Origin of the sequence: Lentzea sp. DG1S-22, assembly GCF_036321065.1 — a bacterium.
Lineage (GTDB): Bacteria > Actinomycetota > Actinomycetes > Mycobacteriales > Pseudonocardiaceae > Lentzea > Lentzea jiangxiensis.
The window spans coordinates 7,315,623-7,337,316 of the sequence record NZ_CP143276.1; the positions used below are offsets into that span (position 1 = coordinate 7,315,623).

A 21,694-nucleotide genomic window follows, 5' to 3' on the forward strand; every position below is an offset into this window, starting at 1 on the left:
CGTCACGACGACCTGCCCGTGTGGGTCGTGACGCCGTTGCGCCGCTTGGGCGCTCGCCGGTTCCGCCGGGCTAGCTGGGACGCCACTCCGAGTTCGCTCCGCACAGGAGCACGCAGGGCAGCTCACTCGACACGTCGCCCCTGAGGAACGCCGCGAACGCCGCCGCGGCGGCGGGTTCGACCGCGAGCCGGAACTCCTCCCACAGGCGGTCGCGCGCCGCGAGGATCTCCGCGTCGGAGACCAGCAGCGAGGAAACGTTGTGCTGCTGCAGGATCTCCAACGACAGGGAGCCCGCACGGGTGGCACCCAGGGCGTCCGCGGCGACGGAGTCCACCACCGAGTCGACGGGTTCGCCGGCCTCCAGAGCGTTGTGCATGGCGCGGCAGTTCTCGGGTTCCACGGCGACGATGTGCCGTCCCCCGGAGGCCAGCGCGGCACCCGCGACGAGACCGCCGCCGCCCACCGCCACGAAGATCGCGTCCACGTCCGGGGCGTCCTCGACGATCTCCTGCGTGACCGTGGCCTGCCCCTCGATCACGGTCCGGCTGTTGTAGGCCTCGACGTAGGGCAGGTCGAGCTCACGGGCGGCAGCGGCGGCCTCGGCGTAGGTCCTGCCGTGGCGGATCAGCTTGGCGCCCAACGCCTCGATGCGCCGCGTCTTGGTCTCGGGCGCGGTCACCGGAACGAAGACCGTGGCGTGCGCGCCGAGCAGCTGGGCGGCCTGCGCCACGGCGATGCCGTGGTTGCCGCCCGACGCGGTGACGACCTCGGAGACGTTCAGCGCCAGCAGGGTGTTCACCGCACCGCGGAGCTTGAACGACCCGGTGAGCTGCAGGTGCTCCAGCTTGAACACGAGCGGCCTGCCGTCGGCGGACACGCGCATGACCGGGGTGCGGCGGACGTACTGCGACAACGTTCTCATGAGACCAGCTTCCACAAGAACTGCGCGAGAGTCACGAGACCCAGCAGGAAACACACCAGCACGAAGGTCCCACCGGCCATGACGACCAGGCACGCACCCCAGGACGTCTCCTCGTGCGGGGTCGAGGCCAGCTCGCGCCGCAGCTCCAGGCGTGCTTCCTCGTGCAGGGTCCCCAGACGGGTGCGCGCGGTCTCGGTGGGGGCCTCGTCGACGCGGCCCTGCCAGGAAAGCGCTACCAGACGCGCCTCCGCGCGGCGGTAGGCGCGTTCGAAGGCCTGCGTCTCCTCGGGATCGCGTTCGTCGGAGAGGTAGGCCCAGCGCCCCGCCTGGGCCGGCTGGCCGAGCACGCGGTACACCTCGGCGAGCCGTTCGCGGAGGTCGAGCCGGTGGGGGAACGTGCCGACGAGTCCGGCGATGCGCTGACGTGCGCGAAGCACGTTCGCGAGGTCCCCCCGGCGCAACTCCTCGGCCGCTTTGTGGAGCGTCAGCTCTACCGGCATGGCGAACAGTTTTGCAGGTGGGACTAGCTTTGACCCGTGTTCGGCCTATCGCTGCTGGTCTCCGGCCTCGCCTGGTGGCTGGGTCTCTACCTGCTCGCCCGCGACCCCCGCAAACCGCTGCTGTGGTGGGCGGGCGTCGGGATGATCGGCTACTCGGCGGCGGTCGTCGTGCCGCACCCCGTGCTGATCGGCGTGCCCTCGCTGGCCTGGACGGGTGCGATCCTGGTGCTCGCCCGCCCCGAGTTGATCAGGTGGTGGGCCGGCGGGGTGGTGGTGTTCCTCGTCGCGTCGTTCTGGTTGCCGTGGATCGTGCTGCTGCCTTTGGCGGTGTCGACGGTTCTGGCCATGAGGAAACGGGCCTACTTTTCACTCGTCGGGGTGATGTTCGGGCTCTCTGCCGGCGCTTTCCTGCTGCAACTCCTGCCCGACGCCCTGACGCTGCCGATGATCGGCTTCGACCTCGTCGTGTTCGGGGTGCTGGTCGCCGTGACCGACGCGGTCGAGGAGGGCGAGGCGATCCGCGCGGACATGCTGCGGTCGCTCGTCATCGCGGGCTTCACCGCCGTGCTGTTCGGCTCGCAGGTCGTCCTCTTCGGCGGCCCCGACCTCCTCGCGTTCACGACGGTGGCCGCGGCGATCGCCGTCCAGGTGCTCGCGAACCCCCTCGCCTCCGTGGTCGACCGTCTCGCCGTGCCGGCCGTGGCCGCCGAACGAGCCGAGCTGCGCGAGGCCGCCGAGTCGCTGCCCAAGCGCCGCCCGTTGATCACCGAGGACGAGGCGGAGTTCGCCCGGCTGACGCGCAAGGCGCTGAGCCACTACGGCGATCTGGGAAAGCTCGTGGCGAGCCCGTTGATCGCGTTGACCGACGAGGGCCCGCCTCTCGAGCGCGCCGCCCAGTTGAAGAGCATGCTGCTTTCGAGCATTCAACGGCTGAAACCCGCCGACGGGGATTTCGGCACGAGCGACGAATGGCGTTACTACAACGCCGTCTACTTCTACTACGTCAAGGGAATCCGCCCGTACTCGGTCCGCACGAAGCGCGAGGACCTCGACGCCGAGGACCGGCGCGCGTTGCAGTGGTTCGTGACCCAGGTGCCCGAGCGCACGCTCCACAACTGGCAGAACGCCGCCGCGCGCCTGGTCGCGGCGGACCTGGTGGCAGGAGTTGGCAGCGCTTGACGTGGCTTTGGCAGCGTTGACCGGGCGATCGTCGGGCCATGTTGAAATTCGCCTTGAAACTCGACGGTGTCGCTTCGTTCGCTCTCGGTCTCCTGACCGTCCTGATCCGCCCGGAAGTCGGAATGCCGGCGGGCCTGCAGCTGGGACTCGGCCTTTTCTGCGTGTTCTACGGCGTGGGCGTGTTCTTCCTCGGAACGCGCGCCGTCCCGGACCGCCGGATCGTGCTGCTCGTCATCATCGGAAACGTCGTCTGGGCGTTGGACAGCGTTCTCACCGCGACCATGGACTGGTTCCCGCTGACCGGTGTCGGCGTCGCGCTGGTGCTGGCCCAGGGGCTCGCCGTGCTGGGGTTCGCGGTGCTGCAGCTCATCGGCCTCAGGAGCGCAACGTCCGCGACCGACCGCGGAACTCGGCCACGACTTCAGTCCCACGCCTGACCGTGATGTCGTAGATCCCGCTGCGGCCGAACCGGGTCCGTTCCACCGCCTCCGCCACCAGCTCGTCACCGGCGTGCACGGGCTTGATGAAGTCGATCTCGGCCGTGGCGGCGACGGTGACGGACCCGGCCCTGTTGCACGCGCAGGCGAACGCGGTGTCCGCCAGCAGGAAGACGTAGCCCCCGTGCGCGATGCCGTGGCCGTTGAGCATGTTCTCGGTGACAGCCATCCGCAGCACCGCGTAACCGTCGCGCAGCTCGATCGGCGTTATGCCCAGGCCGGTCGAGGCCTTGTCGGCGGCCAGCATCTCAGCAGGACCATTCATTCGTGGCAGCGTAATCACCCTGGCGGTGGTGTCACGCGGCGTTCGAGTCGCCTTACTGTCCGATCGCGTGATCGTTCAACATCGGAGGTGGTCACCATGGCTGGTTGTTCTTGCTGCGGCGGGTGTACGGGGCCCGGCTGCGGGTGTTGCAGCTCCTGCTGAGCGCCTTGATGGGATGAGGAAGGCCGTTGCGGGGGCGGAAGCTCCCGCAACGGCCTTCACCCGGTAGAGGTGCGATCAGCCCGTGTAGGCCTTGAACAGGTTGGTGAACTCCCAGTTCGCCTGGGAGATCCCGCTGCACGTGGGTGAGACTCCGCCGCCGGGGCAGCCCTTGTCGCGACCGGCCGACCAGAACGCGACGCGTCCGACGTGGTTGGCCTTCGCGTACTCGAGGACCTTCCGGGCGTCGTCCTGCGTGGTCGTCGGGCCCGTGTCGTTGCGTCCGATCATCGGCGTGAGGCCCAGCAGCGCCTTCAACTGCGCGTCGGACTTCGACGGCCAGATGGCGCGCATTTGCCCGAGGGTGGCGTTCGCGGCGTTGACCATCGCGTCGCCCCAGTTGCCCGTGTAGCCGAAGTTCATCAGCATCGGGTTCACGAGGACGGTGACGCCCTTGGCGGCCGCGTCCTCGAGCACGTCCACCGAGTACGGGTCCATGCCGTAGTCCTGGCCCTGGATGCGCATCGTGTAGCTGACCGTGGTGCCGCGGGTGTCCTGCAGCCGCTTCAGCGCCGTGTTCACGACCGCCTGCGGGATCGTGGCTTCCACGTCCACGTCGATGCTGTTGGAACCCACGGCGTCGAGCACCTTCACGTAGGCGTTGTAGAGAGCGTCCGCGGTGGAGCAGACGTGCTCCAGGTACGGGCCCATGGCGCCGCCGGTCGCGACGATGACGCTGCCGCCCGCGGCCTTCAGCGCCCTGGCGTCGTTCACGATGCGGCTGTCGTTCAACGGGACCGTGCCGCCCCACGCCGGGTCGCAGCCGGCGGACGAGCCCAGGGCGAAGGCCAGCGTGAAGTGCTTCTGGCCCGTCGCGTTGGCCACGTCCATCAGCGACGGCGTCGGCATCGTGATGTCGATGTACGGGGCGACGCGCGCGCTACCGGGCGCCGGCACATCGGACGTCGTGGTGGTGGTCGAGCCAGTCGTTGTCGTGGTGGTCGTCGTGCCACCGCCGCCGCACGGAACGCCGTTGAGCTTGCAGTTCGTCGGCAACGCGGAGCCGCTCACCAGGAAGCCGAAGCTGGTCGACGTGCCCGCGCCGACGTTGCCGTTGTACTCGCGGTGGGTGAACGTGTGGTGGTTGCCGCTGCTGGTCAGCGTGGCGTCCCAGTACGAGCCGACGGACGCCCCGGCGAGGTCGAACTCGAGCTTCCAGCCGGCGAGCGCGGTGCCGCCCGCGGTGATCGTGAACCTGCCCTGGTAGCCGGAGCCCCAGGACGAGTCCTGGCTGAACGCCGCGGACTCGCCGGCGGCCGAGGCGGTGGGGGCGATCGCGACGAGTCCGGCCACCAGTGCGGTGGCGGCCCCGGCGGCGAGTACGGCGAAGCGGGCCATCGGTGGTCCTTCCGGCAGGGGAGGAAGGGAGCGGTGCAGGACCGCGGGGCGCGTCGCGGTCCTGCACCACGTGCAGGGAGGTGCTCCTACGTTCAGCACCTGCTCGATCACGGTAAGTGGCCTAGACCACAGCGTCAATGGGTCTAGACCTCTTCTGTCTGCCGGACAGTGGAACAATTCGGCGGGTGCGTGGAGCAACTGGAATCGGATCGCTGCCCGGAATCGACATCGACGAGGCGGCGCGCGTCGTCGTCGGAGAACTGCCCGAGCTGCCGCACGTCCCGGAACTGCCCGCCAGGGGAGTCGGCGCGGACATGGTCGGCCGCACCGCCGGCCTGCTCGTCGACCTCGCGATCGAGGTCATCACCTCCGGGTACCGGGTCACCCCGCGTCCCGGCCGCGACCACCGCCGTGCCGTCGACCTGCTGCGCGGCGACCTGGACGCGTTCGACGAGGCGCTGGAACGCGCGGGGGCCCGGCCCTCGGTGGTCAAGGTGCAGGCCGCGGGGCCGTGGACGCTGATGTCGAACATCGAGCTGATGCGCGGCCACCGGGTCCTCACGGACCGCGGGGCGGTCAAGGAGTTCTCCGAGTCGCTCGCCGAGGGGCTGCGGCAGCACGCCGCCGAGGTCGCCAGGCGGACCGGGGCGGAGGTCGTCGTGCAGCTCGACGAACCGGGCCTGCCCGCCGTGCTGCGGGGCCTGCTGCCGACGCCGTCCAAGCTCGGCACCGTGCCCGCCGTGCCGGAGCCCGACGCCCGCGCGGTGCTGGCCACCGTGATCGAGGCGCTGGGGGACCACGAGGTGGTCGTGCACTGCTGCGCGCCCCATCCGCCGCTGACGCTGCTGCGCGAGGCGGGGGCGGCGGCGATCGCGTTCGACGCGACGTTGATCAAGGGCGCGGAGGCCCTCGACGAGATCGGCGAGACCTGGGAGGCGGGCACGACGCTGGCGCTGGGTCTGGTGCCCAGCACCGACCCCGGCGTCCCGGTGACTTTGAAAGAGGTCGGGCAGCGGGCGTTCACCCTGGCCGACCGCTTGGGCTTCCCGCGGTCGATCCTCGCCGAGAAGGCGCTGCCCACTCCGACGTGCGGTCTCGCCGGTGCCACGTCCGCCTGGGTCGAACGCGCCCTCTCGCTGACGCGTGACCTCTCCTCGTCGTTCTCGGAGCCGCCCGAGGGCTGGTGATGTGCGGTCCGCGGGACTAGTCTGCTGCGAACTATTAGGAAACTTTCTTAACCGAAGGCCGAGCGTCGGGGCCTGGACCGGGAGTTCCTCATCATGCGCATCAGACGTGCGGCCCTCGTCGCCGCAGTCCTCACCAGCGTGGTCGTGGCGCCTGCACAGGCCCAGCCGTCCCCCGCCGGCCACATCAGGCTGGACCAGGTCGGTTTCGGCACCTCCGAGCAGAAGCACGCGTACGTGCTCGGAGGTGCCGCGAACACGAAGTTCTCCGTCGTCGACAGCCGCGGCCGGACCGTGCTGACCGGCAGGACGGGTGCCTCTACGGGCTCGTGGAGCGACAGGTACCCGGCGGTGCACCCGATCGACTTCTCGCAGCTCAAGAAGTCGGGCACGTACCGCATCAAGGTCGGCGGCGCGACCTCGACGGCGTTCAGGGTCGACTCGCTGAAGAAGCTGTTCTCGCCGGTCGCGCACAACACCGTCGAGTTCTTCCAGGCGCAGCGCGACGGCGCCGACGTGATCCCCGGCAGGCTGAACCGCAAGCCCGCGCACCTCACCGACCGCGAGGCGCTCGTCCACGAGGCGCCGGTGTTCGCGGGCGAGGGCGGCGACCGGATCGCGGCGCCGCTGAAGCCGACCGGTGCGAAGGTCGACCTCGAGGGCGGCTGGTTCGACGCGGGTGACTTCGTGAAGTTCACGCACGCCTCGTCGTACTCCACGGCGTCGATGCTGCTGGCGTTGCGCAACAAGCACAACGACGCCCTCTACGAAGAGGCCAAGTTCGGTCTCAAGTGGCTCGACAAGGCGTGGGACGAGAAGACCGGCACGCTCTACGCGCAGGTCGGCATCGGCACCGGCTCCGAGGAGTTCGGCTTCGTCGGCGACCACGACGTCTGGCGCCTGCCCGAGGCCGACGACGAGCTCGACGTGAAGCCGGGCGACAGCGAGTACTACATCAAGCACCGCCCCGTGTTCCGCGCGAACGCCGCCGGCGAGAAGATCAGCCCGAACCTGGTCGGCCGCGTCGCCGGGTCGTTCGCGCTGGCGGCGCAGGTCGAAGCGCACCGGAACCCGCGCGTCGCGCGTTCGTACCTGGACAAGGCCGCGCAGCTGTTCGCGCTGGCCAAGACCTCGGACGTCGGCGAGCTCGTGACGGCGTTCCCGCACGCGTACTACCCCGAGGCGTCGTGGACCGACGACCTGGAGTTCGGCGCCACCCAGCTCGCGCTGGCCGCGAAGGCGTTGCACGACAAGCGCTACGGCCAGTTCGCCCGCGCCGCCACCCACTGGGCGAAGGAGTTCCTGGCCACGGGTGACCCGGACACGTTGAACGTCTACAACATCTCCGCCCTGGGCCACGCCGACCTCGCCCCGTTGCTGCGCAAGGGCATCCCCGGCGCCGAGGTGACCGAGCAGCAGGTCGTGGGCGACATCGAGCGGCAGCTCCGCAAGGGCGCCGACGCGGCCAGGACCTCGCCGTTCCGCACCGCGGCCGACGTCGAGACCTGGGACGTCGGCTCGCGCACGTTCGGCTACATCACCACCGCCGCGCTGCACCAGAGGCTGACCGGCTCGAAGGAGTACGCGACCTTCGGCACCCAGCAGCGCGGCTTCGCCCTCGGCACCAACGCCTGGGGCACCTCGCTGGTCGTCGGCGTGGGCACGAAGTTCCCCGAGTGCCCGCACCACCAGGCCGCGAACCTCTCCGGCTCCCCGGACGGCGGCTCGAAGGTCCTGGTCGGCGCCGTGATCAACGGCCCGAACGACGCCACCCTGTTCGAGGGCCTCGGCGACATGCCGCCGGGCTCCGTGCCGTGCACCAAGCCGTACACGCTGGAGTTCGACTCCGCGAAGTCCGTGTTCGCCGACGACCTGCGCTCGTGGCCGAGCTCCGAACCGGCCATCGACTTCACGGCGACGGGCGTCCTGGGCTTCTCCCTGATCGCGAACTCCTGAGTGGCGCCGGCGCGGGCCCGGGTGTCCAATTCGGACTTGTGCTCAGGCTCGCGCTGGTTCTCTCGCTGCTCTTCTCCGGTACGGCACATGCGCTGCCCACGGACGTGAGGTGCCAGGTTCCCGCCGAGCACGACCCGGACGTGATCCGGACCGTGCACGCCGTCGGTCTTTCCCTGGGCGTGGGCGACAAGGTGATGCTCGCCGGGTTCGAGGCCGGGTGGGTCGAGTCGCACATGAACAACCTCGCCTGCGGCGACCGCGACTCGCTCGGCGTGTTCCAGCAGCGGCCGTCGATGGGCTGGGGGACGCCGGAGCAGATCATGGACGTCTCCTACGCCTCGCGGCGCTTCTTCGAGCGCGCGGTCGAGGTCGACCGCCCCGACCTGTCGGCGGGGCTGCTGGCCGACGCGGTGCAGCGGTCCTGCTGCCCGGAGCGGTACGACCAGTCGGAGCCGCGCGCGTCGTCGCTGATCCGGCAGGCGTGGCAGGGCGGGCCCGAGGTCGTCGGCGGTGTCGTGCACCTGGTGACCGACGGCGACGTGTGGGCCGGTTCGACGCGGTTGAGCACGTTCGGGGACTTCGTGGGGCGGCCCTCGGTGGCCGGGTTCGTCGTGTACGCGCGGACGGCTCGCGGCGAGGTCCGGGCGCTGGCCGACGGGGTGTGGCGGGTGGTGGCCTCGGGGGTGGCGGGGGATCCGGAGGCGGTCCTGCGTCCTGATGGGACGGTCGAGCTGTACGCGGTGCTGGTGGACGGCAGCGTCGCGACACTGTCGGACCCCGGTGCGATGATGGGGATGGGGGGTGGATCCCCCCAGGGGGCCCGCCAGTCGGTATCGATTCCGCGCCGCTCGGCCGCGCCTGGCTCCGTTCCGGCCTGGCAGCCCCTGAGCCCACCAGGGTTCGCCCAGGGCAAGCCGTCAGCCGTCCTCCAGTGGGACGGCACCGCCGCCCTCCACGTCCGCTCCGGCGACAAGCTCGTGGCGGGCAACGCCGGCACCTGGCGCGTAGTGGCGTACGGCCTGGAAGCATCACCCGAAGCGGTGATCCGCCAGGACGGGACGATAGGCCTCTACACGCTCATGGCCGGACGCCCGCACCGCCTCGGAGCCGCGGCCTGGGAACCGTTGAGCGACACCGCCTTCATCGACACCGTGTCCGCCCAGCCCGACGGCACGGTCCACGCCCGCAAGTCCAGCGGGGAGGTCGTCACAGTCGGTTGAACGGCTCCGCGTACCGGAACGCCCCCGCGGGCACGTCCGAGAACAGCCGCGCCTGGAAGTACGGCTCCCAGGCGGGGTCGGGCGGCGTGATCCCGAACTCCGAGGCCCTCCGGAACCCGAACCGCGAGTAGTAGTCCGGCGACCCCAGCAGGATCACCGCGCGCTCGCCACGAGCCTCCGCGGCCCCCAGCACCGCGTGCATCAACGCGGATCCGATGCCGGAGCGCTGGTGCGAAGGGTGCACCGCGATCGGCCCGAGTCCCAGCGCCGGCACGGAGTCGACGTACCCGCGCGTGCACACGACGTGCCCGAGAACGCTGTCCTCCACCAGCGACAGCTCCGGGATCCAGCCCGGGTCGTCCCGCAGCCAGTCGATCAGCAGGGCTTCGGGCCCTTCCTTGAACGCCAGGTTGGTGACGTCGCGGATGGCGGAGATGTCTGCGGGTGTCTCCCGCCGGATCAGCATGACGCGCACTGTGGCCAAATCCGTCGCCGCGCGCCACTCCGTTTTCGCCGCCATACTCCGCGACGTGGTCGTGAGAAAGACCGTGATGGTGTGCGTCCTTGCCGTGGTGGCCTATCTCGCCGTGTGGTGGGCCTTCAGCGGCACGGAACCGGCACCGGCGGCACCGGCGTCGCTGTTCCTCACCGACTACTCGCGGGCGGTGAAGGGCAGCTGCGTGAAGTTCGACGGGCCCGGCGAGGACGACCTGGGCCTCACCGTCGTCGACTGCGGCGGTGCCAAGGCCGCGTTGAAGGTCGGGACCGTCCTCGGTGACACGAACGGCCGGTGCCCGCGCGGTGAGTACAAGGTGTTGCGCGACACCAGGCACAACGCGGCGTTGTGCCTGCTTCCCAACGCGGCCCGGGGCGACTGCTTCGAGCTCGACGCCGAAGACCTCCAGAGTTCCGCGGTGCCCAAGTTCGACTGTGCGGCGCCGCGGGCGAACGTACAGGTCGTGGACTTCATACGGGGAAGTTGCCCCGAAGCGGCCGAACTCGGTGTTCCCTATGAGGAGATGACGCTCTGCCTGAGGAGGGTGCGTTGATCGTCTTCGAGGGTCCGGCCGAGTTCGACGCCTGGCTGCACCGCAACGGCGCGACCGAGACCGAGCTGTGGATCAAGTACGCCAAGAAGGGGTCGGGGCTCAGAACGATCACCTACGACGAGGCGCTGGACGTCGCCCTGTGCCACGGGTGGATCGACGGGCTCGTGCGGTCCGTGGACGAGACCTACTACTCGCAGCGGTGGACGCCGCGGAAGCCGCGCAGCAAGTGGTCCAAGCGCAACTGCGGCAAGGTCGAGGCGCTCATCGCGGCCGGGAAGATGCTGCCGGCGGGCCTGAGGGAGGTCGAGAAGGCCAAGGCCGACGGGCGGTGGGACGCGGCGTACGCGGGGCCCGCCACGATCGAGGTGCCGGACGACCTCGTCGCGGCGCTCGACGCCAATCCCCGGGCCGCCGAGTTCTTCAAGACGTTGAACAGCCAGAACCGCTATGCGGTGTTGTTGCGCATCCACGACGCGAAGAGGCCGGAGACGCGCCGGAAACGCATCGCCCAGTTCGTTGAAATGCTGGCGGAGGGCCGCAAGCTCTACTCTTGAGAATCATGAAGTGGTTCCGCCGCCGCAAAGCCGAAGACGTCGTCCCCGACCACCTGCCGAACGCGCAGGAGGCGGCGCGGCGGTTCTGGGAACGGTGGTTCCAGCTGGTGCCGGTGGTCAGCGCGGCGCTCGGCGACGGTGAGCCGCACCGGGTCGAGGACGAGCTGCGGGACCTCGTCAGCGGGCTGCACCCGGACCTCGTCTTCTCGCTCGAACAGGGCCACATGGCGATGTACGCGCTGGTGGTCACCGGCCAGGAGGACCCGCGGCTGCGGCCGTACACCGACGCCTGGATCAACGCCGCGCCGCCGTCGGACATGGTGTGGGAGTTCCACGACTCGGTGCCACCGGTGCCGGACCCGACCGAGGTGGTCGTGAACCTCGGCGACGTGAGGATGCGGCTGGGCGACTACCGCGTGGTGGCCCAGGTGGACGGCGACGTGGTCGACGTCGCCGTCTACCACCCTGCGCTGGCCGGGTTGAGCGACCAGCAGCGGCAGACGATGACGTTCCTGCCGCTGGACGTCACTCTCGGCGAACGCCTCGCGGGGGAGAGGCTGCGGCGGGTGGAGACCGCGCAGCTCGAACCGGAGGGCACGATCAGCCTGCTGGAGCTGCGTTCACTCGTCCGTGAGCTCGCCGGGGATTCGCGGCGCTGAGAACTGTCGGACCTGCTCACTAAGCTGTGGGACGTGACCAGCGAGAGCCTTGAAGACGTCCCCGCAGAGGTGCGCGAGCGGCATGCCGTGCTCGCGGAAGAGGTGCGCTCGCACCAGTTCCGCTACTACGTGCTCGACGACCCGACCGTCACCGATGGTGAGTTCGACGCGTTGCTGGGGTCGCTGGAGGCACTGGAGGCCGAGCACCCCGGCCTCGCGACGCCGGATTCGCCGACGCAGCTCGTCGGCGGCACCTTCTCGACGGAGTTCCAGGCGGTCGACCACCTGGAGCGCATGCTCAGCCTCGACAACGTGTTCAGCCAGGACGAGCTGGCGGCGTGGTTCGAGCGCGTCCGCAAGGACATCGGCGAGGGCACGCACTTCCTGTGCGAGCTGAAGATCGACGGTCTCGCGATCAACCTGCTCTACGAGAAGGGCAAGCTGACGCGCGCGTTGACCAGGGGCGACGGCCGCACGGGCGAGGACGTGACGCTGAACGTCCGCACGATCGCGGACATCCCGGTGGTGCTCAAGGGGTCCGACGAGTACCCGGTGCCGGACCTCGTGGAGGTGCGCGGCGAGGTCTTCTTCGCGGTCGAGGACTTCCTGACGCTCAACGCCTCGCTGGTCGAGCAGGGCAAGCCGCCGTTCGCGAACCCGCGCAACACCGCGGCGGGGTCGTTGCGGCAGAAGGACCCGAAGGTCACGGCGTCGCGCAAGCTGCGGATGATCTGCCACGGCATCGGCAAGACCGAGGGCTTCGAGGTCGCCCGCCAGTCGCTCGCGTACGAGGCGCTGAAGTCGTGGGGCCTGCCGGTGTCCTCGCACACCGAGGTCCTCACCGACCCGGCCGACGTGCGCAAGAAGGTCGAGTACTGGGGCGAGCACCGGCACGACGCGGTCCACGAGATCGACGGCCTGGTCGTCAAGGTCGACGAGGTGGCGCTGCAACGGCGCCTGGGCACCACGTCGCGGGCCCCGAGGTGGGCCATCGCGTACAAGTACCCGCCGGAGGAGGCCACCACGACGTTGCTGGACATCCAGGTCCAGGTGGGGCGCACCGGCCGGGTCACGCCGTTCGCGGTGATGGAGCCGGTGAAGGTGGCCGGGTCGACGGTCGCGCGGGCCACGCTGCACAACGGCTCCGAGGTCAAGCGCAAGGGCGTGCTGATCGGCGACCGCATCGTCATCCGCAAGGCGGGCGACGTGATCCCCGAGGTGCTCGGCCCGGTGCTGGCCGCGAGGCCCGCCGACGCGCGCGAGTTCGAGATGCCGACCCGGTGCCCCGAGTGCAACTCGGTGCTGCGGCCCATGAAGGAGGGCGACGTCGACATCCGCTGCCCCAACGCGGAGACGTGCCCCGGTCAGCTGCGCGAACGCCTGGCGTACCTCGCCTCCCGCGCCGCGCTGGACATCGAGGTGCTCGGCTACGAGGCCGCCGCCGCGATCACCGAGTCCACGGCGTACACGAACGAGGCCGACCTGTTCGACCTCGACGCCGAGGCGTTGCTGGGGGTCGAGCGCTTCAAGACGAAGAACGGCGAGCTGTCCGCGAACGCGCTCAAGCTGCTGGACAACCTGGAGGCCGCGAAGTCCCGTCCTCTGTGGAGGGTGCTCGTCGCGCTGTCGATCCGCCACGTCGGTCCCACCGCCGCCCGCGCGCTGGCGCAGCAGTTCGGCTCGATGGACGCCATCCTCGAAGCCGAGGAGGAGGCGCTCGCGGGTGCCGAGGGAGTGGGCCCGACGATCGCGACCGCCGTCGTCGAGTGGCGCGAGACCGAGTGGCGGCAGGGCGTCGTGCAGCGCTGGCGGGCCGCCGGCGTGCGGATGGAGGACGAGCGGGACGCGTCCATCGCCCGCAACCTCGAAGGCCTGTCCATCGTGGTCACGGGTTCGCTGGCGGAGTTCTCGCGCGACTCCGCGAAGGAGGCGATCCTCGCGCGCGGCGGCAAGGCGGCGGGCTCGGTCTCCAAGAAGACTTCTTTCGTCGTGGCCGGCGACTCGCCAGGATCCAAGTACGACAAGGCCGTCTCGCTGAAGGTCCCCGTCCTCGACGAGGCGGGGTTCCGAGTCCTGCTGGAACAGGGCCCGGACGCCGCGAGGGAGGTCGCCCTGACAGGAGAAGAAGGTTCCGATGGCTGACCTGATCATCCGCCCGGCCGAGGAGGCCGACCTGCCCGCGGTCGGCGCGATCACGGTGGAGGCGTACCGCGTCGACGGTTTCGTGGGCGACCACGACGAGTACACGACCACCCTCGCCGACGCCGCCGCCCGCTTCCGCGACGCCGAGCTGGTGGTGGCCGTCGACACCGCCTCGGGCGAGGTGCTCGGCTCGGTGACGATCGTGCGGCCGGGCACGCCGTACGCGGAGATCTCGCGGCCGGGCGAACTGGAGTTCCGCATGCTCTCGGTCGCGTCCGCGGCGCGCGGCCGGGGCGTCGGCGAGGCCCTGGTGCGGGTGGTGGTCGACAGGGCGCGCGCCACGGGTGCGGGCTCGGTCGTGCTGTCGTCGTCGGAGAAGATGCTGGCGGCGCACCGGTTGTACGAGCGGCTGGGCTTCACGCGGCTGCCGGAACGGGACTGGACGCCGGTGCCCGGCCTGAACCTGGTGGCCTACGCCTACGGCTTACCGGTTTGAGCAACCCATCCCGCGGCCGCGCGTCCACCGGACGTCGCCGCGAGTGGGGGTTCGCGAATGAGATCGGTCGCCGTCCTGCTGACCGCGTTGTTCCTGCTGGGTGCCTCGGCCGCGCCGGGGCACCTGGCGGCGCACGACCGGCGCCAGCTCGAGCAGTTGGCGCAGCACTACCTGCAGCGCCGCGCGGACAAGGTCACCGCCGTCCCGCGGACGCCGGGCTTCGGCGTGCCCGTCACCAGGGCGCTCGCGGCCGAGCTGCGCGTCGACGAAGCGAAGCTGGACCGACGCCGCGAGCGGCACGAGAAGCTGCCGCACGGCGGTTACTCGCGGGCGAAGGTCACCACCGAGCTGAGGCGCACCACCGTCGATCCGGACGGGAGCGTGGTGGTCCACCTCCACGAGGTCACGGACCTGTACTTCGCGAAGTCCACGACGTTCGACCGCACCAGCTACGGCATGCCCCACGTGCTGGTCTTCGAGCGCGGCCCCGCCGGCTGGGTGCTGGCGGCGGCGACCCGCCCACCGGGCTCGAAGTGCGGGCTACCGCCGGAAACCCAGTTCTGCGGGCACCTGTCAGAAGGATGAGATGATCCGCGCCCGCAGCTTGAGGTCCCCCGCGGCCTGCTCGTACAGCAGGTCCCGCAGCGCGTCGGGCGGCAGCGATCTCAGCGCGTCCTTGAGCTCCACGTCCTCGGCGTCCGGCGGCGGCACCGTCTGCCCCCGGTCCAGCAGCACCAGCCCGACCGCCACGCAGTGCTTGCAGAAGAACCCCTCGGATCCGTGCGGACAACTGCACGACCCGACCAGTTGCGTCCCCGACCACGACAGCTCCACCACGTAGGCGTCGTCGTCACCGCCCCGCACCCGCGCCGCGACGTGCCGGCTGTGCACCCGCAGGGACAGCACAGCCTCGCGGTAGGTGAGCCCGCGCCAGTACGACTTGGTGCCCGCGCGGTGCAGCAGCAGTTCGGTGGTCAGGGTCGTCGACACGGGGGTCATCCAACCGGGTGACCACAGAAAGGATCAACATGATCGCGATCAGCCGCCTCGAACCAGCGGACCGCCCCGGGTGGCAGCAGCTCTTCGAGGGCTACAACACCTTCTACGAACGCACTCTGCCAGCGGAAACGTACGACGAGAAGTGGCAGGCGTTCCAAGCGGGCACATCGATCCACGCCCTGTGCGCCCGCGACGGAGACCGCGTCGTCGGCATCGCGCACTTCTTCCGGCACCCCAGCACGTCCGGCCCGGACGTCTGCTACCTGCAGGACCTCTTCACAGCCCCCGAGGCGCGCGGCCGCGGCATCGGCCGCGCGCTCGTCGAGGCGGTCGCGGACTGGGCACGGAGGCAGCGCTGCGCGCGCGTCTACTGGCACACCGCCGAAGACAACGAGGCGGCCCGCCGGCTCTACGACCAGGTCGCGGAGAAGACCCGGTTCGTCCACTACCGCATGGTCCTCTAGCGGGCCGTCGTCTCCAGGTCGAGCAGCGTCACGGCGGCGCGGAAGTACTTGTTGGTGCCCAGGTCGCGAACGGTCTTGATGTTGAACGCGGCCTTCAGCTTCTCCGCGTCACCGGCGCTCACGCCCTGCAGCGCGTCGACGGGGGCGTCCAGGATCTCGGTGAGCGGGAGGTTCTCGTAAGCCTTGTCGAGGAGCATGTCGAGGTTCACGGTCACGGCCATGATCTTCATACCTCCGGGAAGTAGGGCGATCACGGCGAATTCTGCGGCCGGTTCGAAGATCCCGCAGAACGTGAAGAGTCGTCACCGCTTGCGCTTGAGCGCCACCACGACCACCGCCGCCACCGCGATCAACCCGGCCACCCCGAGGGCCAGGTCACCGATCGCGAGCGCGTCGGCCTGGGCGAGCACCACGTCCGGTCGCATGTCCCCAACTTAACCCTTGGACCACCGCGGCGCCGAGCGTTGTGTGGGACCGTGTGAGTGTGCTGCAAGCCTGTCTGAACGGCTCCCGCACAGCCGAGGAGCACCCGGCCCTGCCGTTGTCCCCCGAGCGGCTCGCGGAGGACGCGGCCGACGCCGCCGCGCTCGGCGCCACGTCGGTGCACGTCCACCCGCGTGACGTGATCGGTGGGCTCACGCTCGTCGGGTCCGAGGTGGCCACGACCGTCGCCACGGTGCGGGCGGCCGCGCCGCAGGTCGAGATCAGCGTGTCGACGAACGTGCCCGGCGACCGGGCCTCGCTGGTCGGCAGCTGGGCTCCGCTGGCGGCGGGGCGGCCGGACGTCGCGCGCGTGCACGTCGACGAGCCCGGCTGGCGGGAGCTGGCCGGCGCGCTGCACCGGGTCGGCGTCGGCGTCGAACTCGTCGTCGCGCAGCCCGCCGAGCTGGGCGAACTGCCGCCGGGCACCAGGAGGATCGCCGTCGTGGCGACCCGCGAGTCGGCGGAGGGCCTGCTGCGCGTGGTCGAACCGCTGGGGCTGCCGATCGTGCTGCACGGCAAAGAAGCGGACGCCTGGCCCGTCCTCGTCCACGCGGCGCGGCTCGAACACCACGTGCGCATGGGCCTGGAGGACACGCTCACCATGCCCGACGGGCGCCAGGCGAGGAACAACGCCGAGCTGGTCGCGATGGCGCGCCGCAACCAGCGGTCGAAGGCCCCTCGCTAGTCCGGGAGCACGACGGCGACGATGCCGGCGAGGTGCGCCAGCCTCGCCACCTCGGCCGCGCGGAACATCGGGCCGCCGGGACGGCCGACGACGAGCACGCGGTCCGGCTTGCCGAGCGGCGTGGCGGCGAGTTCGGTGCCCAGCTCGCGCCAGGTCTCCGGCACCCACTCCTCCTCGCCGTCGAGCACGGTCGCGCGCTCCAGCGGGAACCACGGCACGTCCGCCATCCGGGTCTCCGGCGCGGCCGACGACGCGGTCAGGCGGTTGATGCCGGTGCCCTCGGGACCGACGACGACGGCCCAGCCTGCGCGGATGATCTTCGGGACGCCCTCGGTGAAGACCTCGAGGCCCTTCTTCGGCTCCTCGGCGATCTCCTCGACCAGCTCCAGCTCGCGGTGGGTGTCGAGGATGCCCGCGTAGGGGCGGACGGCGTCGACCTCGACGCCCTCGACCGACTCGGCGGCGGTGATCAGGGTGTCGGGCAGGCGGCCGGAGGGGAGCTCGACGACGAGGTCGTCGATGGCGAGGCCGGAACCGCGCTCCACCACGTCCACGCTGAGTATGTCCGCCCCGATCTCGCCCAAAGCCGAAGCGACCGCGCCTAGGGTGCCGGGACGGTCCGGGAGCTGGACCCGGATCAGGAACGACAAGGTGAACGCCTCCATAGCTCGTGCGAGAGACCCCGCGTCTCGCGCCGTTGCCGGTCGGTGATTCTCGCAGACGCATCGTCAACGCATGACCTGCTGTCCGCGTTGCGGAACGGTTAAGTTGACGTGCCAGTCAGCTTCAGAGGCGGTAACCGGTTCGAAGGCACTCCTGACCAGCCCATAGACTCACGGGGTTCCCGATTCGAATCCCGACCCTACGGGGGTTGACAGGAGTGCCCAGCATCTCCCGCGACGAGGTCGCGCACCTGGCGAAGCTCGCCAGGCTGGCCGTCACCGAGGACGAGCTCGACTTGTTCGCCGGCCAGCTCGACGTGATCCTCCAGTCGGTGGCGTCCGTCGGCGACATCGCCACGGCCGACATCCCGCCGACGTCGCACGCCGTTCCGCTGACCAACGTCTTCCGCGAGGACGTGGTCCGTCCGAGCCTCGGTCAGCAGCAGGCGCTCTCCGGCGCTCCTGAGGCCGAGGACGGCCGGTTCCGCGTGCCCCGCATCCTGGGTGAGGAAGCATGACCAACGACCTGGTCCACGCCACCGCGGCCGAGCTGGCCGCGAAGATCCACAGCGGTGAGGTCTCGTCCGTCGAGGTCACGCAGGCCCACCTGGACCGCATCGCCGAGACCGACGGGAAGGTCCACGCCTTCCTGCACGTCGACACCGAGGGTGCTCTCGCGCAGGCCCGCAGGGTCGACGAGGACGTCAAGGCCGGCAAGGCGGTCTCGCCGCTCGCCGGTGTGCCGCTGGCGCTCAAGGACGTCATGACCACCGAGGGCGTGCCGACCACCGTCGGCTCCAAGATCCTCGAAGGCTGGCTGCCGCCCTACGACGCCACGGTGACGCGCAAGCTCAAGGAAGCCGGCGTCGTCATCCTCGGCAAGACGAACATGGACGAGTTCGCCATGGGCTCGTCGACCGAGAACTCGGCGTACGGCCCCACGCACAACCCGTGGGACCTCGACCGCATCCCCGGCGGCTCCGGCGGTGGCTCGTCCGCCGCGCTGGCCGCGCTGCAGGCCCCGCTCGCGATCGGCACCGACACCGGTGGCTCGATCCGCCAGCCCGGCGCCGTCACCGGCACCGTCGGCGTGAAGCCCACCTACGGCGGCGTTTCCCGCTACGGCCTCGTCGCGTTCTCCAGCTCTTTGGACCAGGCCGGTCCGTGTGCGCGCACGGTGCTCGACGCCGCGCTGCTGCACGAGGTCATCGCGGGCTACGACGAGATGGACTCCACGTCCATCAACGCGCCCGTGCCGCCGGTCGTCGCCGCCGCCCGCGAGGGCCTGAGCGGCGACCTGTCCGGCCTGCGCGTCGGCGTCGTCACGCAGTTCAGCGGCGAGGGCTACCAGCAGGGCGTGCTGCGCAGCTTCGAGGCCGCCGTGTCGCAGCTCAAGGAGCTGGGCGCGGAGATCGCGGACGTGTCGTGCCCGAGCTTCGACTACGCGCTGCCCGCCTACTACCTCATCGCGCCGAGCGAGTGCTCGTCGAACCTCGCCCGGTTCGACGCCATGCGCTACGGCCTGCGCGTCGGCGACGACGGCACGCGCAGCACCGAGGAGGTCATGTCGCTGACCCGCGAGGCCGGCTTCGGGCCGGAGGTCAAGCGCCGCATCATGATCGGCACGTACGCGCTGTCGTCCGGTTACTACGACGCGTACTACGGCTCGGCGCAGAAGGTCCGCACGCTCATCACGCAGGACTTCGCGAAGGCGTTCGAGAAGTTCGACGTGCTCATCTCGCCGACGACGCCGACCACGGCGTTCAAGATCGGTGAGCGCGCGGACGACCCGATGGCCATGTACAAGGCCGACCTCTGCACCATCCCCGCGAACCTCGCGGGCACCCCGGCCATGAGCGTGCCGAGTGGCCTGTCCGACGAGGACGGTCTGCCGGTCGGCCTGCAGATCATGGCGCCGGCGCTGCAGGACCACCGCATGTACCGAGTCGCTGCCGCCTACGAGGCCGCGCGTGGCGCGTTTGGAGGCCCGTCGCTGTGAACATCAAGAAGGCAAGGGGCCTGCTGGGCCTGGCCGGCGCCGTCGCGGGTGCGGTGGGAGCGTTCTCCGGCTTCCGCAACGCCCGTGCGAAGAACGACAAGCTGATGCTGGCGAACTCGATCGCCAGCATCGTCGTGGCGGTCACCGGTGCGGCGCTCGCGGCGCGCGCTCTGCGGAAGGACGAGTTGGCATGACCGCTCTGGTCGAACTGATGGACTACGACGAGGTCATCGAGAAGTACGACCCCGTCCTGGGCCTCGAGGTGCACGTCGAGCTGCACACGAACACGAAGATGTTCTGCGGCTGTGCCAACGCCTTCGGCGGCGAGCCCAACACGAACACCTGCCCGACGTGCCTGGGTCTCCCCGGCTCGCTGCCGGTGGTCAACGGCAAGGCCGTCGAGTCCGCGATCCGCATCGGCCTCGCGCTGAACTGCGAGATCGCCGAGTGGTGCCGGTTCGCGCGGAAGAACTACTTCTACCCGGACATGCCGAAGAACTTCCAGACGTCGCAGTACGACGAGCCCATCGCCTTCAACGGCTGGCTCGACGTGACGCTGGACGACGGCGAGGTCATCCGCGTCGAGATCGAGCGCGCGCACATGGAGGAGGACACGGGCAAGTCGCTGCACGTCGGCGGCGCGACCGGTCGCATCCACGGCGCCGAGCACTCGCTGCTCGACTACAACCGCGCCGGCGTGCCGCTGATCGAGATCGTCACGAAGATGATCCCGGGCACCGGCCGTCGCGCCCCCGAGGTCGCGCGTGCGTACGTCACGGCGTTGCGCGACCTGCTCAAGGCGCTCGACGTGTCCGACGTCCGCATGGACCAGGGCTCGCTGCGCTGCGACGCGAACGTGTCCCTGTCGCCGAAGACCACCGGCGCCCTGGGCACCCGCACCGAGACCAAGAACGTCAACTCGCTGCGCAGCGTCGAACGCGCCGTCCGCTTCGAGATGACGCGCCAGGCCGCGGTGCTCGCCTCCGGCGGCGAGGTGACCCAGGAGACCCGTCACTTCGACGAGTCCTCGGGCAGCACCTCCCCGGGCCGCAAGAAGGAGACCGCGGAGGACTACCGCTACTTCCCGGAGCCCGACCTGGTCCCGATCGCGCCGTCGCGCGAGTGGGTCGAGGAGCTGCGCGGCACGCTGCCCGAGCTCCCCTGGGAGCGGCGCGCGCGCATCAAGGAGGAGTGGAAGCTCACCGACGAGGTGTTGCGCGACCTGGTCAACGCGGGCGCCCTGGACCTCATCATCGCCACCGTCGAGGCGGGCGCGAAGCCGGACGAGGCCCGCCCCTGGTGGGTGTCCTACCTCGCGCAGCAGGCGAACAGCCGCGGCGTCGAGCTGTCCGACCTGCCCATCACCCCGGCCCAGGTGGCACGGGTGATCGAGCTGGTCAACACGGGCGCGCTGACCAACAAGCTCGCCCGCGAGGCCGTCAACGGCGTCCTGGAGGGCGAAGGCTCCCCGGACGAGGTCGTCGAGAAGCGCGGCCTCAAGGTCGTCTCGGACGACTCGGCGCTCGAGAAGGCCGTCGACGAGGCCCTCGCCGCCCAGCCGGACGTGGCCCAGAAGATCCGCGACGGCAAGGTGCAGGCGGCCGGCGCCATCGTCGGAGCGGTCATGAAGGCGACCAAGGGACAGGCCGACGCGGCCCGAGTTCGCGAGATCGTGCTCGCTCGCTGCTCCTAGATACACATTCGCCAGAAAAATCACAAAGGGTCACCTGTTCGTGCAGGTGGCCCTTTGTGATCTTAGGCCGTTTGAGTGGCTGTTAGCTAAATGAGACGTATGCCCGTAGCGGTGTGTGCCACTCTTTCCCTGCATCCCATCTGGGGGGATGGAATGTAATAGTCCAAACGAGGGGGGAATCCTCATGACTGTTCAGCGCGAGAACTTCGACGTGGCGGCGACCGAGGTCGTACAGGAAGCCGAGTCGGTGCTCGAGGGAACGCCGGTCGTCGAACCCGTCCCGGTGGAGCCGGTCCCGGTCGAGCCGGCGCCGCCTGCGGAGGTGCCGCGGCCGGACAAGAAGGAAGACCCGGAAGTCACGCCGATGTGCTGCGGCGGCACGCCGGGCTTCCTCGTCGGACCGCACAAGCTCCTCTCGGAGGGTGGCGTCGCGGACTCGGGCGGCGATGTCGAGCACGCGCACGACTGCCCCAACCACCCGAACAACATCGCTGTGTAGTCACGCAGCGTGTGCTGCCCGTCACCTGGC

The 21,694-nt window shown here is 70.2% G+C and carries 27 protein-coding genes; 18 read left to right on the plus strand and 9 right to left on the minus strand.

Annotation, left to right across the window (positions count from 1 at the left end; translation table 11 throughout):
• Positions 1–70: 70 nt before the first annotated feature.
• Both V1227_RS34715 and V1227_RS34720 read right to left on the minus strand, forming a co-directional pair.
• Positions 71–922 carry a serine/threonine dehydratase gene (locus V1227_RS34715; RefSeq protein ID WP_329789436.1) on the minus strand — a complete coding sequence of 284 codons (852 nt, stop codon included), beginning with the start codon at positions 920–922 and terminating at the stop codon, positions 71–73.
• A complete protein-coding gene (locus V1227_RS34720; protein ID WP_329789437.1) occupies positions 919–1,422 on the minus strand; it encodes a DUF6584 family protein in 504 nt (167 codons plus the stop codon). Before V1227_RS34720 ends, V1227_RS34715 begins: the two co-directional genes overlap by 4 nt.
• Before the next feature lie 36 nt (positions 1,423–1,458).
• Here V1227_RS34720 and V1227_RS34725 point away from each other — a divergent pair, with 36 nt between their 5' ends.
• Complete coding sequence (locus tag V1227_RS34725) at positions 1,459–2,601, plus strand: hypothetical protein (protein ID WP_329789438.1); 1,143 nt, start codon at positions 1,459–1,461, stop codon at positions 2,599–2,601.
• A gap of 38 nt (positions 2,602–2,639) precedes the next feature.
• Positions 2,640–3,038, plus strand: a complete 399-nt coding sequence (locus V1227_RS34730; RefSeq protein WP_329789439.1) for a hypothetical protein — start codon at positions 2,640–2,642, stop codon at positions 3,036–3,038.
• Here the strand turns inward: V1227_RS34730 and paaI are convergent.
• Both paaI and V1227_RS34740 read right to left on the minus strand, forming a co-directional pair.
• A complete protein-coding gene (paaI, locus tag V1227_RS34735; protein WP_329789440.1) occupies positions 2,977–3,363 on the minus strand; it encodes a hydroxyphenylacetyl-CoA thioesterase PaaI in 387 nt (128 codons plus the stop codon). The genes V1227_RS34730 and paaI overlap by 62 nt on opposite strands.
• Positions 3,364–3,600: 237 nt before the next feature.
• Positions 3,601–4,920: a glycoside hydrolase family 18 protein gene (locus V1227_RS34740; protein WP_329789441.1), complete on the minus strand. Its 1,320-nt coding sequence runs from the start codon at positions 4,918–4,920 to the stop codon at positions 3,601–3,603.
• Between the two features lie 137 nt (positions 4,921–5,057).
• Here V1227_RS34740 and V1227_RS34745 point away from each other — a divergent pair, with 137 nt between their 5' ends.
• From V1227_RS34745 to V1227_RS34755, 3 genes are all read left to right on the plus strand, one after another.
• Positions 5,058–6,107: a methionine synthase gene (locus V1227_RS34745; protein ID WP_442916399.1), complete on the plus strand. Its 1,050-nt coding sequence runs from the start codon at positions 5,058–5,060 to the stop codon at positions 6,105–6,107.
• 93 nt (positions 6,108–6,200) lie between these two features.
• Positions 6,201–8,060: a glycoside hydrolase family 9 protein gene (locus V1227_RS34750; RefSeq protein ID WP_329789443.1), complete on the plus strand. Its 1,860-nt coding sequence runs from the start codon at positions 6,201–6,203 to the stop codon at positions 8,058–8,060.
• A 38-nt stretch (positions 8,061–8,098) separates the two neighbouring features.
• The gene (locus V1227_RS34755; RefSeq protein WP_329789444.1) at positions 8,099–9,280 is read left to right on the plus strand and encodes a hypothetical protein; all 1,182 of its coding nucleotides are present in this window, start codon (positions 8,099–8,101) and stop codon (positions 9,278–9,280) included.
• Here the strand turns inward: V1227_RS34755 and V1227_RS34760 are convergent.
• Complete coding sequence (locus tag V1227_RS34760; RefSeq protein ID WP_329789445.1) at positions 9,267–9,746, minus strand: GNAT family N-acetyltransferase; 480 nt, start codon at positions 9,744–9,746, stop codon at positions 9,267–9,269. The two genes, V1227_RS34755 and V1227_RS34760, sit on opposite strands and share 14 nt — an antisense overlap.
• On the opposite strand from V1227_RS34760, the gene V1227_RS34765 reads away from it, so the two are divergent.
• Genes V1227_RS34765 through V1227_RS34790 form a run of 6 tightly spaced genes read left to right on the plus strand, consistent with a single transcriptional unit; the run spans position 9,745 to position 14,765 of the window.
• Entirely contained in the window at positions 9,745–10,329 is a 585-nt protein-coding gene (locus tag V1227_RS34765; RefSeq protein ID WP_329789446.1) for an LppU/SCO3897 family protein, read from the plus strand. The genes V1227_RS34760 and V1227_RS34765 overlap by 2 nt on opposite strands.
• On the plus strand, positions 10,326–10,883 hold the full coding sequence (locus V1227_RS34770) for a YdeI/OmpD-associated family protein (protein WP_236225102.1): 558 nt from the start codon (positions 10,326–10,328) through the stop codon (positions 10,881–10,883). The genes V1227_RS34765 and V1227_RS34770 overlap by 4 nt, the downstream gene beginning before the upstream one ends.
• Positions 10,884–10,888: 5 nt before the next feature.
• Positions 10,889–11,542, plus strand: a complete 654-nt coding sequence (locus tag V1227_RS34775) for a hypothetical protein (protein ID WP_329789447.1) — start codon at positions 10,889–10,891, stop codon at positions 11,540–11,542.
• Positions 11,543–11,575: 33 nt separating this feature from the next.
• Positions 11,576–13,684 (plus strand): NAD-dependent DNA ligase LigA, encoded by a 2,109-nt coding sequence (gene ligA / locus V1227_RS34780; RefSeq protein ID WP_442916400.1) that lies wholly within the window; start codon positions 11,576–11,578, stop codon positions 13,682–13,684.
• On the plus strand, positions 13,677–14,180 hold the full coding sequence (locus tag V1227_RS34785; protein ID WP_329789448.1) for a GNAT family N-acetyltransferase: 504 nt from the start codon (positions 13,677–13,679) through the stop codon (positions 14,178–14,180). The genes ligA and V1227_RS34785 overlap by 8 nt, the downstream gene beginning before the upstream one ends.
• A 57-nt stretch (positions 14,181–14,237) precedes the next feature.
• Entirely contained in the window at positions 14,238–14,765 is a 528-nt protein-coding gene (locus tag V1227_RS34790) for a hypothetical protein (protein ID WP_329789449.1), read from the plus strand.
• On the opposite strand, the gene V1227_RS34795 is transcribed toward V1227_RS34790, so the two are convergent.
• Positions 14,754–15,170 carry an SWIM zinc finger family protein gene (locus V1227_RS34795; protein ID WP_329789450.1) on the minus strand — a complete coding sequence of 139 codons (417 nt, stop codon included), beginning with the start codon at positions 15,168–15,170 and terminating at the stop codon, positions 14,754–14,756. The genes V1227_RS34790 and V1227_RS34795 overlap by 12 nt on opposite strands.
• A 17-nt stretch (positions 15,171–15,187) precedes the next feature.
• Between V1227_RS34795 and V1227_RS34800 the strand changes: the two genes are divergently transcribed.
• Entirely contained in the window at positions 15,188–15,643 is a 456-nt protein-coding gene (locus tag V1227_RS34800) for a GNAT family N-acetyltransferase (RefSeq protein ID WP_329789451.1), read from the plus strand.
• On the opposite strand, the gene V1227_RS34805 is transcribed toward V1227_RS34800, so the two are convergent.
• Positions 15,640–15,864 carry a hypothetical protein gene (locus V1227_RS34805; protein ID WP_090095986.1) on the minus strand — a complete coding sequence of 75 codons (225 nt, stop codon included), beginning with the start codon at positions 15,862–15,864 and terminating at the stop codon, positions 15,640–15,642. The two genes, V1227_RS34800 and V1227_RS34805, sit on opposite strands and share 4 nt — an antisense overlap.
• A gap of 81 nt (positions 15,865–15,945) precedes the next feature.
• On the minus strand, positions 15,946–16,068 hold the full coding sequence (locus V1227_RS34810) for a hypothetical protein (protein WP_275677346.1): 123 nt from the start codon (positions 16,066–16,068) through the stop codon (positions 15,946–15,948).
• 59 nt (positions 16,069–16,127) lie between these two features.
• On the opposite strand from V1227_RS34810, the gene V1227_RS34815 reads away from it, so the two are divergent.
• Positions 16,128–16,811 carry a 3-keto-5-aminohexanoate cleavage protein gene (locus V1227_RS34815; RefSeq protein WP_329789452.1) on the plus strand — a complete coding sequence of 228 codons (684 nt, stop codon included), beginning with the start codon at positions 16,128–16,130 and terminating at the stop codon, positions 16,809–16,811.
• Here V1227_RS34815 and V1227_RS34820 read toward each other — a convergent pair.
• Complete coding sequence (locus V1227_RS34820) at positions 16,808–17,461, minus strand: ACT domain-containing protein (RefSeq protein ID WP_176959609.1); 654 nt, start codon at positions 17,459–17,461, stop codon at positions 16,808–16,810. The genes V1227_RS34815 and V1227_RS34820 overlap by 4 nt on opposite strands.
• A 230-nt stretch (positions 17,462–17,691) precedes the next feature.
• On the opposite strand from V1227_RS34820, the gene gatC reads away from it, so the two are divergent.
• From gatC to V1227_RS34845, 5 genes are all read left to right on the plus strand, one after another.
• On the plus strand, positions 17,692–17,991 hold the full coding sequence (gene gatC, locus V1227_RS34825) for an Asp-tRNA(Asn)/Glu-tRNA(Gln) amidotransferase subunit GatC (RefSeq protein ID WP_030467875.1): 300 nt from the start codon (positions 17,692–17,694) through the stop codon (positions 17,989–17,991).
• The gene (gene gatA / locus V1227_RS34830) at positions 17,988–19,472 is read left to right on the plus strand and encodes an Asp-tRNA(Asn)/Glu-tRNA(Gln) amidotransferase subunit GatA (RefSeq protein ID WP_236225110.1); all 1,485 of its coding nucleotides are present in this window, start codon (positions 17,988–17,990) and stop codon (positions 19,470–19,472) included. The genes gatC and gatA overlap by 4 nt, the downstream gene beginning before the upstream one ends.
• The gene (locus tag V1227_RS34835; RefSeq protein ID WP_236225111.1) at positions 19,469–19,666 is read left to right on the plus strand and encodes a hypothetical protein; all 198 of its coding nucleotides are present in this window, start codon (positions 19,469–19,471) and stop codon (positions 19,664–19,666) included. Before gatA ends, V1227_RS34835 begins: the two co-directional genes overlap by 4 nt.
• Positions 19,663–21,165, plus strand: coding sequence for an Asp-tRNA(Asn)/Glu-tRNA(Gln) amidotransferase subunit GatB (gatB, locus tag V1227_RS34840; protein WP_329789453.1), 1,503 nt, complete (start codon positions 19,663–19,665; stop codon positions 21,163–21,165). Before V1227_RS34835 ends, gatB begins: the two co-directional genes overlap by 4 nt.
• 184 nt (positions 21,166–21,349) lie before the next feature.
• Positions 21,350–21,664, plus strand: coding sequence for a hypothetical protein (locus tag V1227_RS34845; RefSeq protein WP_329789454.1), 315 nt, complete (start codon positions 21,350–21,352; stop codon positions 21,662–21,664).
• The last annotated feature ends 30 nt before the right edge of the window (positions 21,665–21,694 follow it).

Coding starts and splice junctions, on each gene's coding strand:
- V1227_RS34775 (WP_329789447.1), top strand. CDS start 10,889: ATGAAGTGGTTCCGCCGCCGCAAAGCCGAAGACGTCGTCCCCGACCAC.
- V1227_RS34810 (WP_275677346.1), bottom strand. CDS start 16,068: ATGCGACCGGACGTGGTGCTCGCCCAGGCCGACGCGCTCGCGATCGGT.
- V1227_RS34750 (WP_329789443.1), top strand. CDS start 6,201: ATGCGCATCAGACGTGCGGCCCTCGTCGCCGCAGTCCTCACCAGCGTG.
- V1227_RS34730 (WP_329789439.1), top strand. CDS start 2,640: ATGTTGAAATTCGCCTTGAAACTCGACGGTGTCGCTTCGTTCGCTCTC.
- V1227_RS34740 (WP_329789441.1), bottom strand. CDS start 4,920: ATGGCCCGCTTCGCCGTACTCGCCGCCGGGGCCGCCACCGCACTGGTG.
- gatA (WP_236225110.1), top strand. CDS start 17,988: ATGACCAACGACCTGGTCCACGCCACCGCGGCCGAGCTGGCCGCGAAG.
- V1227_RS34765 (WP_329789446.1), top strand. CDS start 9,745: ATGACGCGCACTGTGGCCAAATCCGTCGCCGCGCGCCACTCCGTTTTC.
- gatB (WP_329789453.1), top strand. CDS start 19,663: ATGACCGCTCTGGTCGAACTGATGGACTACGACGAGGTCATCGAGAAG.
- V1227_RS34805 (WP_090095986.1), bottom strand. CDS start 15,864: ATGGCCGTGACCGTGAACCTCGACATGCTCCTCGACAAGGCTTACGAG.
- V1227_RS34715 (WP_329789436.1), bottom strand. CDS start 922: ATGAGAACGTTGTCGCAGTACGTCCGCCGCACCCCGGTCATGCGCGTG.
- V1227_RS34785 (WP_329789448.1), top strand. CDS start 13,677: ATGGCTGACCTGATCATCCGCCCGGCCGAGGAGGCCGACCTGCCCGCG.
- paaI (WP_329789440.1), bottom strand. CDS start 3,363: ATGAATGGTCCTGCTGAGATGCTGGCCGCCGACAAGGCCTCGACCGGC.
- V1227_RS34720 (WP_329789437.1), bottom strand. CDS start 1,422: ATGCCGGTAGAGCTGACGCTCCACAAAGCGGCCGAGGAGTTGCGCCGG.
- V1227_RS34845 (WP_329789454.1), top strand. CDS start 21,350: ATGACTGTTCAGCGCGAGAACTTCGACGTGGCGGCGACCGAGGTCGTA.
- V1227_RS34745 (WP_442916399.1), top strand. CDS start 5,058: ATGGGTCTAGACCTCTTCTGTCTGCCGGACAGTGGAACAATTCGGCGG.
- V1227_RS34790 (WP_329789449.1), top strand. CDS start 14,238: ATGAGATCGGTCGCCGTCCTGCTGACCGCGTTGTTCCTGCTGGGTGCC.
- V1227_RS34760 (WP_329789445.1), bottom strand. CDS start 9,746: ATGCTGATCCGGCGGGAGACACCCGCAGACATCTCCGCCATCCGCGAC.